Source organism: Aliiroseovarius sp. S1123 (assembly GCF_023015885.1).
Lineage (GTDB): Bacteria > Pseudomonadota > Alphaproteobacteria > Rhodobacterales > Rhodobacteraceae > Aliiroseovarius.
The window spans coordinates 202,943-218,451 of sequence record NZ_JALKBE010000002.1 but is presented as its reverse complement, the minus strand read 5'-3'; the positions used below and the strand labels follow the sequence as shown (position 1 = coordinate 218,451).

16 protein-coding genes are annotated in these 15,509 nt (G+C 57.5%); 5 read left to right on the top strand and 11 right to left on the bottom strand.

All coding sequences use genetic code 11. The annotated features are described in order from the left end of the window. Positions 1 to 26: 26 nt before the first annotated feature. The gene (locus tag MWU53_RS04490) at positions 27 to 188 is read right to left on the bottom strand and encodes a hypothetical protein (RefSeq protein ID WP_247090892.1); all 162 of its coding nucleotides are present in this window, start codon (positions 186 to 188) and stop codon (positions 27 to 29) included. On the opposite strand from MWU53_RS04490, the gene MWU53_RS04485 reads away from it, so the two are divergent. Further along, entirely contained in the window at positions 189 to 566 is a 378-nt protein-coding gene (locus MWU53_RS04485) for an ankyrin repeat domain-containing protein (RefSeq protein WP_348647028.1), read from the top strand. A gap of 130 nt (positions 567 to 696) precedes the next feature. Here MWU53_RS04485 and phoB read toward each other — a convergent pair whose 3' ends face one another. From phoB to MWU53_RS04450, 7 genes are all read right to left on the bottom strand, one after another. After that, a complete protein-coding gene (phoB, locus tag MWU53_RS04480) occupies positions 697 to 1,386 on the bottom strand; it encodes a phosphate regulon transcriptional regulator PhoB (protein WP_247090888.1) in 690 nt (229 codons plus the stop codon). Continuing rightward, entirely contained in the window at positions 1,383 to 2,114 is a 732-nt protein-coding gene (gene phoU, locus MWU53_RS04475; RefSeq protein WP_247090886.1) for a phosphate signaling complex protein PhoU, read from the bottom strand. The genes phoB and phoU overlap by 4 nt, the downstream gene beginning before the upstream one ends. Positions 2,115 to 2,140: 26 nt before the next feature. Beyond that, on the bottom strand, positions 2,141 to 2,938 hold the full coding sequence (gene pstB, locus MWU53_RS04470) for a phosphate ABC transporter ATP-binding protein PstB (RefSeq protein WP_247090884.1): 798 nt from the start codon (positions 2,936 to 2,938) through the stop codon (positions 2,141 to 2,143). A gap of 14 nt (positions 2,939 to 2,952) precedes the next feature. Next, the gene (gene pstA, locus MWU53_RS04465) at positions 2,953 to 4,317 is read right to left on the bottom strand and encodes a phosphate ABC transporter permease PstA (RefSeq protein ID WP_247090883.1); all 1,365 of its coding nucleotides are present in this window, start codon (positions 4,315 to 4,317) and stop codon (positions 2,953 to 2,955) included. Continuing rightward, positions 4,314 to 5,780 (bottom strand): phosphate ABC transporter permease subunit PstC, encoded by a 1,467-nt coding sequence (gene pstC / locus MWU53_RS04460; RefSeq protein WP_247090881.1) that lies wholly within the window; start codon positions 5,778 to 5,780, stop codon positions 4,314 to 4,316. Before pstC ends, pstA begins: the two co-directional genes overlap by 4 nt. A gap of 94 nt (positions 5,781 to 5,874) precedes the next feature. Next, on the bottom strand, positions 5,875 to 6,927 hold the full coding sequence (locus MWU53_RS04455; protein ID WP_247090879.1) for a substrate-binding domain-containing protein: 1,053 nt from the start codon (positions 6,925 to 6,927) through the stop codon (positions 5,875 to 5,877). 172 nt (positions 6,928 to 7,099) lie between these two features. Then, positions 7,100 to 8,143: an ATP-binding protein gene (locus MWU53_RS04450; RefSeq protein ID WP_247090877.1), complete on the bottom strand. Its 1,044-nt coding sequence runs from the start codon at positions 8,141 to 8,143 to the stop codon at positions 7,100 to 7,102. A gap of 211 nt (positions 8,144 to 8,354) precedes the next feature. On the opposite strand from MWU53_RS04450, the gene MWU53_RS04445 reads away from it, so the two are divergent. Then, positions 8,355 to 8,693, top strand: a complete 339-nt coding sequence (locus tag MWU53_RS04445; protein WP_247090875.1) for a hypothetical protein — start codon at positions 8,355 to 8,357, stop codon at positions 8,691 to 8,693. 7 nt (positions 8,694 to 8,700) lie between these two features. On the opposite strand, the gene MWU53_RS04440 is transcribed toward MWU53_RS04445, so the two are convergent. Further along, on the bottom strand, positions 8,701 to 9,792 hold the full coding sequence (locus tag MWU53_RS04440) for a DUF6456 domain-containing protein (protein WP_247090873.1): 1,092 nt from the start codon (positions 9,790 to 9,792) through the stop codon (positions 8,701 to 8,703). A 247-nt stretch (positions 9,793 to 10,039) separates the two neighbouring features. Between MWU53_RS04440 and MWU53_RS04435 the strand changes: the two genes are divergently transcribed. Continuing rightward, positions 10,040 to 10,333 carry a DUF6477 family protein gene (locus tag MWU53_RS04435; protein WP_247090871.1) on the top strand — a complete coding sequence of 98 codons (294 nt, stop codon included), beginning with the start codon at positions 10,040 to 10,042 and terminating at the stop codon, positions 10,331 to 10,333. Between the two features lie 83 nt (positions 10,334 to 10,416). Here MWU53_RS04435 and MWU53_RS04430 read toward each other — a convergent pair whose 3' ends face one another. Further along, positions 10,417 to 11,955 carry a trimethylamine methyltransferase family protein gene (locus MWU53_RS04430; RefSeq protein WP_247090869.1) on the bottom strand — a complete coding sequence of 513 codons (1,539 nt, stop codon included), beginning with the start codon at positions 11,953 to 11,955 and terminating at the stop codon, positions 10,417 to 10,419. Between the two features lie 389 nt (positions 11,956 to 12,344). Here MWU53_RS04430 and MWU53_RS04425 point away from each other — a divergent pair, with 389 nt between their 5' ends. Then, on the top strand, positions 12,345 to 12,977 hold the full coding sequence (locus MWU53_RS04425) for an outer membrane beta-barrel protein (protein WP_247090867.1): 633 nt from the start codon (positions 12,345 to 12,347) through the stop codon (positions 12,975 to 12,977). 50 nt (positions 12,978 to 13,027) lie between these two features. Here MWU53_RS04425 and MWU53_RS04420 read toward each other — a convergent pair whose 3' ends face one another. Next, positions 13,028 to 13,825 (bottom strand): MgtC/SapB family protein, encoded by a 798-nt coding sequence (locus tag MWU53_RS04420; protein ID WP_247090865.1) that lies wholly within the window; start codon positions 13,823 to 13,825, stop codon positions 13,028 to 13,030. A gap of 84 nt (positions 13,826 to 13,909) precedes the next feature. Between MWU53_RS04420 and guaA the strand changes: the two genes are divergently transcribed. Continuing rightward, the gene (gene guaA / locus MWU53_RS04415) at positions 13,910 to 15,472 is read left to right on the top strand and encodes a glutamine-hydrolyzing GMP synthase (RefSeq protein WP_247090863.1); all 1,563 of its coding nucleotides are present in this window, start codon (positions 13,910 to 13,912) and stop codon (positions 15,470 to 15,472) included. Positions 15,473 to 15,509: the final 37 nt, after the last annotated feature.

Genomic DNA, 15,509 nt, shown 5'->3' with positions numbered 1-15,509 from the left:
TTGCACAGCAATTCAACCCATAGCGATCACAGCTTACTCGCCTCCCAGTCAATCACGACAACATTTGGCTCGTCAGGAAAGTTCTCGCGCTTGTAGGTGTGTGGATGCACCCCCTTTGGTGCGACCACGACCTTAAGCGGTTTTTCTTCTTTGATCCGATCCAGCCGTTTTTTCAGTTCCTTGCTCATGTGCGTGTTGCCGCCGTCGCCAACGACCCCGATCTCATGTCGCTTGCCATCGAACTGGGCAATGATCCGGGACTAACTACCAGCCCGTATGACGGAACTGCGCTGATCGCGGCGGCTCATCTGGGACATGTCGACGTGGTCCGTCGCTTGATTGACGCAGGCGCACCACTTGATCACGTCAATAACCTGAACTGGACCGCTCTGATCGAGGCTGTTGTGCTGGGAGACGGTGGGCCGGATCATCAGGACGTCGTCCGTTTGCTTGTGCAGGCCGGTGCTGATCAAACTATTGGCGACCGCGATGGCGTCACACCGCTGGAACACGCCAAGGCGCGGGGATACACGAATATGGTGGCAATTCTATCGCCCGCCGACTGACATCGGGTAAACCACAGACGCACGGTGTTGTCAGCCACGACCGCGATAACGCGATTAAGGCAGGGTCCCGCACGTCGGTGTCCGAACGGCCTTTCTGGACCAAATCCGACGCGACAAGAACGCAGATCCTTTACCCCAGAGCGTACCCAGTGCCGCGAACCGTTCGCAGGGGATCGTCACCTCCGTTGCGGCAAAGCGCCTTGCGCAAGCGTCCCACATGGACGTCCACGGTGCGCGTATCCACATAGACATCACGGCCCCAGACGCGATCCAGAAGCTGTTCGCGGCTCCAGACACGACCCGGTTTTTCCATCAGGGTGGACAGCAGGCGGTACTCGGTCGGACCCAGCTTCACTGGCTCCCCTGCCCGCGTTACACGATGGCTTTCGCCATCCAGAACGATGTCCGAGTACTCCAGCTTCTGGCCCACCGACACTGGTCGGGTCCGGCGCAGCTGGGTGCGGATCCGGGCCATCAGTTCGCTTACGGAATAGGGCTTGACCACATAGTCATCGGCACCCGTTTCCAAGCCACGTACCCTGTCCACCTCTTCTGAACGGGCCGATAGCATGATCACCGGAATAGCACGGGTTTCCTTGCGGCTTTTCACCTGACGGCAGATCTCGATCCCCGAAACACCGGGCAGCATCCAGTCCAGCAGGATCAGGTCTGGCATGACCTCGTCCACCAAGATCAGCGCGTCATCGCCGTTTTCCGCCAGCGTGACGTCATAGCCTTCGGACGTCAGGTTATAGCGCAGTATTTCACGCTGTGCCGGCTCGTCTTCTACCAGCAAAACGCATGGCTTGTCCGTGCTCATGCGTCGGCCTCGTCAGTGTCCTCGATCTGCAATTGATAGTTGGCCGAATTGCCTTTCGGGCGTGCCTCGTCTGGCAGTTCACCGCTGACCAGATAGATCACCTGATCCGCAATCGATGTCACATGGTCGCCCATACGTTCGATGTTTTTGGCGATGAAATGCAGGTGCATACAGGACGAGATATTGCGTGGGTCTTCCATCATGAAGGTCAGGAATTCGCGGAACAGTGCATTATACATCTGGTCCACTTCCAGATCGCGGTGACGAACGTCCTGTGCCAGTTCCTCGTCACGGCGGATGTAAGCATCCAGCGCGTCGGTCAACATCTGACGCACTTCGCTGGCCATCCGTTTGATCGCGCCCGAGGCACCGTCGATGGGCTGCATGTGCACCAGCACCGTGGTGCGCTTGGCCATGTTCTTGGCATAGTCGCCGATCCGCTCCAGGTTGGCGGCCACTTTCATCACGGTCAGAACCGTGCGCAGGTCCGAGGCAATCGGCTGGCGCAGCGCAAGCACACGGGCGCACTCTTCTTGAATTTGCATGTCCAGCGCGTCAATCTGACGATCCGCTTTGCGCACCTTTTCGGCCAGTTCCTCGTCACGGCTTTTCAGGGACTTCGCACCCTCGCGAATAGCGTTTTCCACCATACCGCCCATCTTCATCAGGTGGGCTTGAATTTCTTCCAGATCGCGGTCGAAAGCGGATGCAATATGTTGATCAATCATGTCTTTTCTCCTGCCCGTATAAGGGCTTAACCGATACGGCCGGTGATATAGCTTTCAGTGCGCGGATCTTCAGGATTGGTGAAGATCTTGGTCGTGTCGTCATATTCCACCAGATTTCCAAGGTGGAAGAAGGCTGTTTTCTGGCTGACACGCGCGGCCTGCTGCATCGAGTGGGTGACGATCACCACCGAGTAGCTTTGGCGCAGTTCATCAATCAGTTCCTCGACCTGCGCGGTCGCAATCGGGTCAAGCGCTGAACATGGCTCGTCCATCAGCAGAACTTCCGGTTCGGTAGCGACAGCGCGCGCGATGCACAGACGCTGCTGCTGGCCACCAGATAGTCCGGTGCCCGGCGCATGCAGGCGGTCTTTCACCTCGTCCCAGATGGCGCCGCGGCGCAGGGATTTCTCGACGATCTCGTCCAATTCTGCCTTGTTGCGGGCCAGACCGTGGATACGCGGCCCATAGGCGATGTTGTCATAGATCGACTTGGGGAACGGGTTGGGTTTCTGGAACACCATTCCGACCTTGGCGCGCAGCTGTACCGGATCGACGCGCTTGTCATAGATGTCTTCGCCATCCAGCAGGATGTCGCCCTCGACCCGGCAGATATCAATCGTGTCGTTCATACGGTTCAGGCAGCGCAGGAAGGTCGATTTACCGCAGCCCGACGGGCCAATGAAGGCGGTGACCGTGTTGTCTTCGATCTCGACCGAGACGTCTTTGATCGCGTGCGTATCACCGTAATAGACCTGCACATTCTTGGCCGAGATTTTCATATCCTTCATCTCAACAGCCCTTTCGATTTTCGTCATATCATTCATGTCTGCGGTCTTTCTTACCAGCGGCGCTCAAATCGGCGGCGCAGAATGATTGCAATGATGTTCATGGTCATCAGGAAGACCAGAAGGATGATGATGCCGCCCCATGCACGCTCATAGTAAGCCGGGTCAGCACGTTTTGCCCATTCATAGATCTGGGCCGGCATGGCCGAGTTCGGGGACATGAAGCCTTCGATCAAACCGCCCGGATAGTTCGAGGCGATATAGCCCACCATCCCGATCAGAAGCAGCGGTGCAGTTTCACCCAGAGCCTGCGCCAGACCGATGATCGTCCCGGTCAGGATGCCGGGCATGGCCAGCGGCAGCACGTGGTGGAACACGGTCTGCATCTTCGAGGCGCCGATGCCCAAGGCCGCTTCACGGATCGACGGCGGTACCGATTTCAGCGATGCGCGGGTCGAGATGATGATCGTCGGCAGTGTCATCAGGGTCAGCACCAGACCACCGACGAGCGGGGCCGATTGTGGCAGATGCGCGAACTGGATAAACACGGCCAGACCCAGAATACCGAACACGATCGACGGAACCGCGGCGAGGTTCGAAATATTCACCTCGATCAAGTCGGTGATCCAGTTTTGCGGTGCGAACTCTTCCAGATAGATCGAGGCGGCAACCCCAATAGGCAGCGCACAGGCCAACACGACTAACATCATATAGAAACTGCCCAGCATCGAGACACCGATCCCCGCCTGCTCGGGGCGACTTTCGGATGCATCCGCGCCGGTGATGAAGCCAAGGTTGAAGCTTTTTGCGACAACGCCTGCGTCTTTCAGTTGGTCCACCACATCCAGATGCACTGGCGTCAGGTTCTTGTCGCGGGCAAGGCTTTCGCGGGTCACGCGACCTTTCAGATAGCCATCCACGCGCGACGAGGCCAGAAGACGGAACTGCACGGTGTCGCCGATCCGATCCGGGTTCGCGATCACGAAATCACGCAGGTCGGCAGCGGCACCCGAGGACAGCATCTTGCGTAGATCCTTGCCCTTGGCGAAGGGGTTCTCAACACCCGCCTCTTCCATTGCGGCTTTCAGCGCGTTTTCGATCAGCGGGTTATAGCCAAAGGTCGTGACCTTCTTGATCTTCTCGATGTCACGCTCTCCGGTTTTGTCCAGCTTGCTTTCCAAGAGTTCGACGTCCAGCGTGATGAAGGTCTGTTGAAAAGCGCCCACACCTTTGAAGAAGATCGAGCTGATCAGGACCACGAGGAACACCAGACCCACGGCAATCGCGGCGATGCCATAGGCGCGGAAGCGGGCCTCGGCGGCGTTGCGTTTCTTGGTGCGCTGATCCAACTCAAGAAGCGAGCTTTTGGCGCGCGGCGTGCCCATCTCGGGGCCGTTTTGAAGGCTTGCGTCGCTCATTCGTATTGCTCCCGATATTTGCGCACGATGTAGAGCGCAAGGACGTTCAGACCCAAAGTCAGAAGGAACAGGGTCATGCCAAGGGCGAAGGCCACCAAAGCCTCGGGGCTGGCAAAATCACTGTCACCAGTCAGCTGGCTGACGATCTTGGCGGTCACCGTGGTCATGGCTTCAAACGGGTTCAGGTCCAGGCGGGCCGCGGCCCCTGCCCCCATCACCACGATCATTGTCTCGCCGATGGCGCGCGAGGCCGCCAGCAGGATCGCCCCCACAATGCCCGGTAGCGCAGCTGGCAGCACCACCTGCCGTACCGTTTCCGATTGCGTCGCGCCCAGCCCGTAGGATCCGTCGCGCATCGCCTGCGGCACCGCGTTAATGATGTCATCGGACAGCGAGGACACGAAGGGGATCAGCATGATGCCCATCACCAGACCCGCCGTCATCACCGAACGTGCGCCCTGCATCCAGCCCAGTCCATCTGCACCGAAGAAATTCACCAGAAGCGGGCCGACAACGGTCAGGGCAAACAGACCGTAAACGATGGTCGGGATCCCCGCCAGAACCTCAAGCAGCGGCTTGGCGATGGCGCGGGTGGTGCGGCTTGCGTATTCCGACAGGTACACTGCAGCGAAAAGGCCGATGGGGACCGCGACCAGCAGTGCCACGATCGAAATGTAAATCGTGCCCCATAGCAGCGGCAGAATGCCCAGATGCTCGGACCCGCCACGGCCCTCCGGCGACCATGTCAGGCCAAACAGGAAGTCACTGGCGGGGAACATCCCGAAGAACGTGATCGTGTTGAAAATCAGCGACAGAACGATGCCGATGGTGGTCAGGATCGCGATCGAAGCTGCCGCGATCAGAAGCGCCTTCACGCCGCTTTCAACAGCGTTGCGGGCACGGAAATCCCTGCGTGTCATCATCATGGCGGCAACAAAACCAGTCGCCGCAACCAGCAAAACGACGATGGTCATAATCAGGTTGCCGCTGACGGTCTTGCCGCGCATTTCTTGCGCGGCGCTCAGGACCGAGGGGGCGACATCGCTGCCAAGTGCCACGCCGACCTCGCCCAGCAAGGCGCGGACATCCGTGGTTTCGGTGTTCAGCAGGCTTGCATCGTCTGCTGACAGTACGCCTTGCAAAATCGCCGCGTCCAAGCCGTCTGCCACACGCTTTACGTCGCTCATGATTAGGTTCAACTGACCGGCATCTTCGTAAAGTGCAGCCGGGATATGGGTCGACACCTGCCCGCTGATCAGCATCGGCTGTATGATCACCCACGCGCCCAACACCAGAACAGCCGGCACAAAGGCCAGCATAGCAACGTTGAAACCATAATAGTTTGGAAGAGAGTGAAGCAGTCTCCCATCCCCTTGAACCGAGGAAATGGCGCGACGTCGCCCCATAATGAACCCCACGGCGGCCAACGCCAGGATGATCATAAGTAGCCAGAATGCAGACATTGAACGCTCTTGCAGCAGAGATGCAGGTCTTTGCCCCGACCGGCGGAAAGGGTGAGGTAGCGCGGGGGCAATCTGCCCCGCGCCACCGCGTGATTTAGTTGGTCAGCACGTCTTCAGCAGCAACCATGGCTTGCGTTGCAGCCAGTTCCGGATCAGCCACCAGACCGTATTCAGCCAGCGGGCCATCAGGGCCCGCAATCTCATCCGCCACGAAGAATTCAGCGAATTCTTTCAGGCCGGGGATGACGCCAATGTGGGCTTTCTTGATGTAGAAATACAGCGGACGCGACACCGGGTATTCGCCGGTTGCAATCGATTCAGTCGACGGTACGACGCCCGACATGGTGGCCACGTTCAGCGTGTCGGTGTTATTTTCATAGAAGGCCAAGCCAAAGATGCCGATGCCGTCTTTGTTGGCGTCGATCGATGCCAGGGTCTCGGTGTAGTCGCCGTCGATATCAACCGATTTGCCGTCGGTGCGCACTTTGTAGCACATTTTGGCAGCAGCTTTGCCTTTGGCTTTGTCGTCATCGCCTTCAGCGATCGCCAGGAACGCGTCATACGCACCGGTGGCTTTACAGCCAGCTTCCATCACCTTCACTTCGAACACTTCACGGGTGCCGTGTTTGGTGCCGGGGATGAACGCTGCAATGTCAACGTCGGGCAGGTCGGCGTTGAACTCGGCCCACTGGTTGTAGCTGTTGTCGACCAGATTGCCGTCAACCATCACCTGAGCACCCAAAGCGTTGTAGATGTCGGCAGGTTCGAAAGCCGAGAAGTCCGGGCCGTCGATCTGCGAGGCGAACACGATGCCATCATACCCGATGCGGACTTCGACAATGTCGGTCACGCCAGCTTCGGCACAGGCTTTGATTTCTTTGTCCTTGATGGCGCGCGATGCGTTGGCAATGTCGATGGTGTTTTCGCCAACACCTTCACAGAAGCGCTTCAGACCAGCCGACGAGCCGCCCGATTCCACAACGGGGGTCGGGAAGTCGAAATTCTCGCCGAACGCTTCAGCAACAATCGAGGCATAAGGCAGAACGGTCGAGGAACCAGCAACCTGCACCTGATCACGGGCGGAAGCAGCAGTGGCGGAAACGGCAGCAATCGCCAGAGCAGAGGCGGACAGTTTCACGAAGGACATGGATAACTCCTGTTTAATCATTGTGTCGCCCCTTGGACGACTTGGCGCTGTCCTAGCGCCGCTGATCAAAGCTTTTGTGAATGTTATGTAACAGCCGTGTGACAATCGCCAATTTTCGCCAGAAAAACTGATAAACAGGGGGAAAATTTCGCCTTAGCGCCGCCGTCACAAATTAAAGATCGTCGCGCAACAAGACAGAAAACTTACTGCCCTGTCCGACTTCGCTTTCAATCCGCAACCGCCCGCGATGGCGATTGATGATGTGTTTTACAATCGCCAATCCCAACCCGGTCCCGCCCAACTCGCGCGAGCGATGATTGTCGCCGCGATAGAACCGCTCGGTCAGACGTGACAGGTGATGCCCCGGAATGCCCGGCCCGTCATCCTGAACGGACACGCATATTGCAGGACCTTTAAAGGCAGGAAACATTGGCATCTGAGCGACCGAGACGACCACTGTCCCGTCTTTTCGACCGTATTTGATCGCGTTCTCGATCAGGTTGGTGAACACCTGCGCCAGTTGACCCAGGTCGCCCGCCACCAGAACCGGCGGTTCAAGTTGCGTCTCGACTAATACCGTTACGCCACGTGCCTCGGCCGTTTGTGACAAAGCGTTGCGAATTGAATTCAGCACCGCGAAGATGTCCACACTGTCAGATGGACGAATGCGCGCCATGTCCTCGACGCGGCTTAGCGACAGAAGATCGGCCACCAGGCGATTCATGCGCTTACCTTCGTCTTCCATGATACCAAGAAAGCGATCACGTGCCTCGGCGTCATCTCGTGCGGGACCGCGCAATGTTTCGATGAATCCAGTCAACGCAGTCAGCGGGGTGCGTAGCTCGTGGCTGACATTGGCGACGAAATCTGACCGCATTTGCCCCGCTTCTTCGTGCGATTTCACATCCATGAAGGACAAAAGCACTCCGTTCTCTCGCGTGTCTTCGGTGATGACCCGCCCAAGGTGGACCTCATAGACGACTTCGCGCCCAGCTTCGGTGTGGATGAAGTTTACCTGACCATCAACGCCTTCAGCCATCGTTTTTTCGATATGATCCGAAAGCGACGGCTGACGCAGCGCAGTCACATAGTGACGACCGTCGATCTGCATATTCAGCAAAGTCCGAGCCTGCGCGTTCGAGCGCCGGATGCGATTATCTTCGCCGATGAATATCGCCGGAATTGGCAATGCATCCAGCATGCTGTGCGCGACCATATCCTGTCCTGCCTCTTCGCCAGATCATCAGTTTTGCTTTCTCGCAAGACATGACCCGTCGTCCGATCTGGGTCAATAAATGTTTTAGATATCGCTATAGTAGTAACGCTGCCCAATTGTTGCTCTATGTGGTGATGTTTCCTTTTATTCAGACATTTCACAGATTAAGAAACCTACAGATCAACACGCCGAATAATTCAGAAAGCAGGTCGTGCAGCCACATCCGAAGATTCTATTGCTGGGCCATGTAAATGAATTGGCAAGCCTGGCAAAATCATCCGAACACGAAGTTTTCATGCCGTGCAGCGCCTTCGAGCAGCTGGATGAGAAACAGATCGCCGAACTTGCACCTGACATAGTGATTTCAATGTTCGTCTGCGGGTCGGTGGATTGCCTCGAGATCAGTCAAAGGCTCGCGCGAGCTGGCTTCACCGGCAGGTACTTTGTACTGGTGCCAGACCTGCCGGATCCGCAGATCATCATCGACGACATTGCAGATTCTTGTCCAGAAATCGATATTCAGATCGTCACCGACCTGCCATCGACCTAGACCCATCTCAATAGATCAGCTCATGATCCTCACCTTGCTGGCTGTCATAGTGCCGCGCCAGGTATTTCAGCGCAATTCTAAGCATGTACTTGCCCGATCGTGCTGGCATCGACAGTTCTCGTTCGACGCATTCCATCCCCTTCTCATGGCAACAAACCGCTACAGCCAACTCGGCCAGCTCGGGGCCTATGGCCTTGATTGCAGCGGTGAAACGTCGGCGCGCATCAAGTTTTCGATCGGACGCATGGCCCATCGGTTGCTTGGCACGGGAGACATCACCATCGCGCATCCAAGCAGCCCAGCCCCCCTGTCCTTCGGAGTGTTCGAACTGGCCGAGCGCGAAATCCCGGTTTAGTCGCTCTGCCGCGATGACCAGATCCGCACCCAAGTAAGGTTTATCCTTCCCGCGTTTCCGCGCCAGCACTCTGACAGGCGTTTCCGTCCCTGCGGTGCGCGCTTTCGGACGCGGTGTGCGTGTTTTGGACGCGTGCGCTGTACCGGTTCCCACTAGAAACCCTGCCTGGCTTTCCGCAAACCCGGTCGCAAGTGTTTCCTGCTGCGCCAGCAACTTGTTCAATGCTTGCCGTCCCGCCTGTGTAATCTGATAGCGAACAACGCGCCCTTTGACGTCACCGGAGATCCACTCCAGAAGCGCCATCACCTCGACCACGCCAATTGGAGCCTTTGCGACAGCTGCCGGATCCCCATCTGGGCTGGACTTCAAGACCACCGCAGTTTCAACGCCTTCGCCCACAACCAAACTGGTGCTTGGCGCCAGCAATGCGCGCAAGACGCGGGTCAGATGGGGCAACATTGGGTCATCAGTCGCATTGTCGAACGAATATGCCACCTCGTGCTTTGCACTATCGCGCATCTCGACTCCCAGCCGCGTCAGAAGTGAATCCACCAAGGGATCGTCGCGGCGGGCTTCGGTCTTGCGCACCTGTCGCAGTACCGTTGAGGCGTGAACGCCCATGCCGCGTGCGATCGCACGTATGGATTCACCTTCTTCGGTGTGCTTCAGATAGGTGTGAACCTCGTTGGGCAACCAGTTCATAATGGATTTGTTGTTGATCTCGGTCCCGATTGAGTTGTGCATCTACGCCCCTTCCAGATTGTAACACCGTGGCACGTACCGAACCTCTCGACCACGCAACCACCGGTTGTTATCGAGCCGAACAGACCTATCTATTTATGGTTACTGGTTCGTTAACCTTGCCATCACATCTCAACACTAGTTTCCGAAATGATAACAACTATTAACGCTGGCGTACGGCAGTTTTCAGCAACGCAACACCCCCTTAGGTTGAGTCATCATATCGCTGAATCACAACAGCGAGGCTTCAATGACAACGACCACCGACATGCTGAAATCCCTGCGCCGCCCCCGCCTTTTGGTTCGTGCGGCCCGCTTTGGCCTTAGCGAGTATGATCGTGACAAGGACTTGAAAAAGCTTATGAAAACAAATTCGACACCGTCCCCCTCGCAGGCTGTAGATGGGCTTTTGATCGCCGAGGCGCAGATGGAAGATACGCGCAAAGCCGGGGATGCATCCTATTCCTGCGCCCGACATGTCGAGGTTCTGATCGCGCTCTTGGCCGAGCTTCAACTGCTGCCACGTAGCTTCGACCGGGCGTGACCTTTCATAACTGACAGATAAAAAAGAAAGGGGGCCGTTAAGCCCCCTTTCCGGATTGTTAATCAATCTGAACGCCAGTTCACTTACGTAAACGCATCCGGCATCGATGCCTTCTTCTCGGCGATATAGTCTTTCAGACCTTCTGCGATACCCGGATCCAGAGCGGGTTCCTGATAGTCGGCCAGCATCTGCTTGACCTTTGCCGTGGCCAGCGCCTGCGTATCGCGCGCGCCTTCCTCTTCCCAGGTCTCGTAAGGTTTGTAGTCCAGAAGCTCTGAGCGCCAGAAGGCCGATTTGAAGTTCTTCTGGGTGTGATCGCAGCCCAGATAGTGACCGCCAGGGCCAACTTCGCGGATCGCGTCCATTGCCTGACCGTTTTCGTCTACTACGATGCCTTTTGCGATGCCATGCAGCACGCCCAGCTGGTCCGCATCCATCACGAACTTCTCGAACGACGACACAAGCCCGCCTTCCAGCCAGCCAGCCGAGTGCAGCATGAAGTTCACGCCAGAGAGAAGGCCGGTGTTCAGGCTGTTAGCCGTCTCATAGGCCGCCTGCGCGTCGGGCAGTTTCGAGCCGTTGAACGACCCTGCCGAACGATAAGGTAGACCCAGACGGCGGAACAATTGGCCCGCCCCATAGGTCACGTTGGCCGCTTCCGGAGTGCCAAAAGTGGGCGCACCCGAGTTCATGTCGATCGAGCTGACGAACGTGCCAGCAATTACCGGTGCGCCCTTACGGATCAACTGACTGTAAGCCACGCCAGCCAGCACTTCGGCCAGAACCTGCGTCAGCGTTCCCGCCACCGACACCGGCGCCATCGCGCCACCCACGATAAAGGGCGAGATGATCGAGGCTTGGTTGTTTGCGGCGTACACTTCCAGCGCGCCCATCATCACATCATCAAACTGCATCGGCGAGTTGATGTTGATAAGCGAGGTCATCACCGTGTTTTGCTGTACGAAATCTTTGCCAAACAGGATGCTGCTCATGTCGACACTATCTTGTGCACGTTCTGGCGCAGTGACCGAGCCCATGAAGGGCTTGTCCGACAGGGTCATGTGGGCGTGCAGCATATCCAGGTGACGTTTGTTCACCGGCACGTCCGTCGGCTCACACACGGTCCCGCCCGAGTGGTGCAGCCATTTGGACATATAGCCCAAACGCACAAAATTGCGGAAATCCTCGATCGTCGCATAGCGGCGACCGCCATCAGCGTCACGTACAAAGGGTGGGCCGTAAACCGGGGCCAGAACAAGGTTCTTGCCGCCGATTTCGACGCTCCGCTCGGGGTTGCGGGCGTGCTGGGTGAAGCTGGATGGGGCCGTCTTGCACAGCTCGCGGGCCAGACCACGCGGAATGCGGACGCGTTCGCCATCCACATCAGCGCCAGCCTCTTTCCAACGCTCAAGCGCGGCAGGGTTTTCGACGAAGTTTACGCCGATCTCTTCCAACACGGTTTCCGCGTTGTATTCGATGATCTCCATTGCCTCTTCATTTAGGATTTCGAGATTCGGGATGTTGCGCGTAATGAACTTTGCACATTCGATTTTGACAGCAGTGCGTTCAGCGCGACGGGCGGCACCTCCGCCACCACGGCGGCGTGTTCGAGCCTCGGCCATGGGAAACCTCCAATTTGACTTGTTGATCCTTTGATAGGTGAGCGTGGCACGTAATGCTGTCCCCAAACGGCCATGCAGGGGCAAAAACGACATTCCGACAGATTTGGCGTATTTTTTACCTGTTGCGGCGTCAGGGATCTGTCGTCGTTGGTTGATTTCCACACCCGCAACCAATAGGCGAATGTCACTTTGACGACACAGACACCTTCAAAGGTTTACCTTTTGCTAACCTTTTCTTGCACGATCTTCCGCCACGTCAAATAAGAGGTCCGAACAACGAGTGCTGCTTTGCTCAAATCCAATTTTCATCGAGGGATCACATGAAAACCAAACTCTCTATCGCCGCCCTTCTTACAACGGCCTGCTTCACGCCGGCATTCGCGGGCTCCATGAACGAACCTGCAGCCGCCCCCGCCCCTACCGTTGCGGCGGCCGATTGGGCTGGCTCGTATGGCGGTTTGAGCCTGGGCTATGGCTCCGGCATGTACGACCAAGGTGTCAGCGCCTTGAACCAAGACGGACCCAACATCGACGTAGACGGCCTGATGGTCGGGCTGAACTATGGCCGCAACTATCAGAATGGAAACACTGTTTACGGTTTCGACATCGGTGTTTCCACTGGTGTTGACGGGATAGCTCCTGTCAATACTTGGGGTGACATGTGGGGATGTGGATCCGGAGAATGTAACATCGACATCGAAGGGCTTGTAACTCTCCGCGGTCGGTATGGTGAGCTGACCAATGACGGTAAAACACTGTTTTATGGCAGCGCAGGTCTGGCCGCCGCGCGCTACGTGGGCGGAATTTACAACAGCGACCAGCAAGGGGTCACCGAAACCAACATCGGCTTCACCGCAGGTGTTGGTGTCGAGCACATGCTGCAGTCAAACATCTCGATCTTCGGCGAGGCGAACTATGTAGACCTGGGAACGCTGGACTTTGGCACCAATGGTGGGTCAGAGCGTTATGACGGCGAAGGCGCTTTCTTCACGGCTCGCTTTGGCGTCAACTACCACTTTTAAGTTACACTCTCGTCCATGGCCCGCTCAGACGTGGGCCATGGCACGTCCGACTAGTCGTCGTTGGCGGCCTCCCAAGACAGCGAACGAATATTCGGGTCTAGCATCAGTGGCGCGACCGCAGTTTTGATTAAGCTGTCACTGTTGTCTTCCACATTCACCAGCACCTCGAGCGTACTGTCCTCGCCGCTTTCCGTTGCGTCGATCGACACCAACGCCAGACCTGGCAAAGCCAGCTTGTGCACAATGGTCGAACGCACCTTGTTTTCATGCTTTGCGCGGCAGGAAACCCACAAGCGGAACTCCAGCGACAGCGGCTGCCCTGCGCGGGTTTTTCGCTTCAAGAACTTCACCAACGGGCGCAAGCCAAGATTCACGAAAATGATCAACCCGCACATGAGCGCCGCAAACCCGATGGCGCCGACCCCGGCCATGACACCAATGGCCGCCGAACACCACAAGGTCGCCGCCGTATTCAGGCCGTGAACGGTAAATCCGTGGCGAAAAATGATACCGGCCCCCAGAAAGCCGATGCCCGAGACCACTTGGGCCGCGACACGAGTCGGGCTGACCTCATTCGGAAACAGGGCCGCAAACACGACGAAGCCCGCCGCGCCAAGCGACACAAGAGCATTGGTTCGCAGACCTGCCATGCGCTGGCGCACCTGCCGCTCAGACCCGACCAAGGCTCCGAAAATCACTGCCGCCGTCAGATTGATGGCGGCCACGTCCAATGTAATGGCGTCTGGTGTCATGCGCGTTACCTCTTTTTGCCAAGTGTTGGGGCTGAACGGCGCCCATGAGCGGGCAAATACGACGGTTTTGACGCCGGAATGATCCAAAGACGTCATTTCCCGAAATTTCGTTGACGGATTTGTTCCGCTGCGACCTGCTTGGGGCTTGCGCAAACCCGCCCCCTGCCCTAATCGGTCAACATGACAGATCAGAGCCATGACCGCCTTCTTATCATCGACTTCGGAAGCCAGGTGACGCAGCTGATTGCGCGCCGCCTACGCGAGCTGAATGTCTATTGTGAAATCCACCCCTACCAGAACGTGACCGCCGAGTTCATCCGCGAGATGGGCCCGAAAGCGGTGATCCTGTCTGGTGGTCCCGACAGCGTGACCCGCGAGGGCAGCCCGCGCGCGCCGCAGGAGCTGTTCGAGATGGGCCTGCCCATTCTGGGCATCTGCTATGGCCAGCAGGTGATGATGACCCAGCTGGGCGGCAAGGTCGAAAGCGGCCACGGCACCGCCGAGTTCGGACGCGCCTACGTCACCCCGCAGGGCGAGCATATCGACCTTCTGCGCGGTTGGTTCCTGGAAGGCGACGAGCAAGTCTGGATGAGCCACGGCGACCACGTGTCTGAAATCGCCCCGGGGTTTGAGGTCTACGGCACCTCGCCCAACGCGCCCTTTGCAATCACGGCAGACATGGACCGGCATTTCTATGCGGTACAGTTCCACCCCGAAGTACACCACACCCCGAACGGCGCCACGCTTTACGAAAACTTCGTTAAGATCGCGGGCTTTGCAGGCGACTGGACCATGGGCGCCTATCGCGAAGAGATGATCCGCAAGATCCGCGAACAGGTGGGCGACAAGAAGGTAATCTGTGGCCTGTCCGGCGGGGTCGATTCGTCTGTCGCCGCCGTATTGATCCACGAAGCAATCGGCGACCAGCTGACCTGTGTTTTCGTCGACCACGGCCTGCTGCGTAAGAATGAAGCGCAAGAAGTCGTTTCGATGTTCCGCGAACATTATAACCTGCCGCTGATCCACGCAGATGAAAGCGACCTGTTCCTGGGCGAGCTGGAAGGCCAGTCCGACCCGGAAACCAAGCGCAAGATCATCGGGAAGCTGTTTATCGACGTGTTCCAAAAACATGCCGATACGATTGACGGCGCCGAGTTCCTGGCCCAAGGCACGCTCTATCCGGACGTGATCGAGTCTGTTTCCTTCTCGGGCGGTCCTTCGGTCACCATCAAATCGCACCACAATGTGGGCGGTCTGCCCGAAAAGATGGGCCTGAAACTGGTCGAGCCGCTGCGCGAGCTGTTCAAAGACGAAGTGCGCGCGCTGGGGCATGAACTTGGCCTGCCCGCAAGCTTCATCGGTCGTCACCCCTTCCCCGGACCGGGTTTGGCGATCCGCTGCCCGGGCGAGATCACCCGCGAAAAGCTCGAGATCCTACGCGAAGCCGACGCGATCTATATCGATCAGATCCGCAAACATGGTCTGTATGACGAGATCTGGCAGGCCTTCGTGGCCATTCTGCCCGTCCGCACCGTGGGTGTGATGGGCGACGGTCGGACCTACGACTATGCCTGCGCGATGCGCGCGGTGACCTCGGTCGATGGGATGACGGCGGATTACTATCCGTTCACCCATGAATTCCTTGGCGAAACCGCCACGCGGATCATCAACGAGGTGAAGGGCATCAACCGTTGCACCTATGACATCACCTCGAAGCCTCCGGGGACCATTGAATGGGAGTGAGGTGCGCCCGGAAATCGATCCAGTGACTCGATTTCAG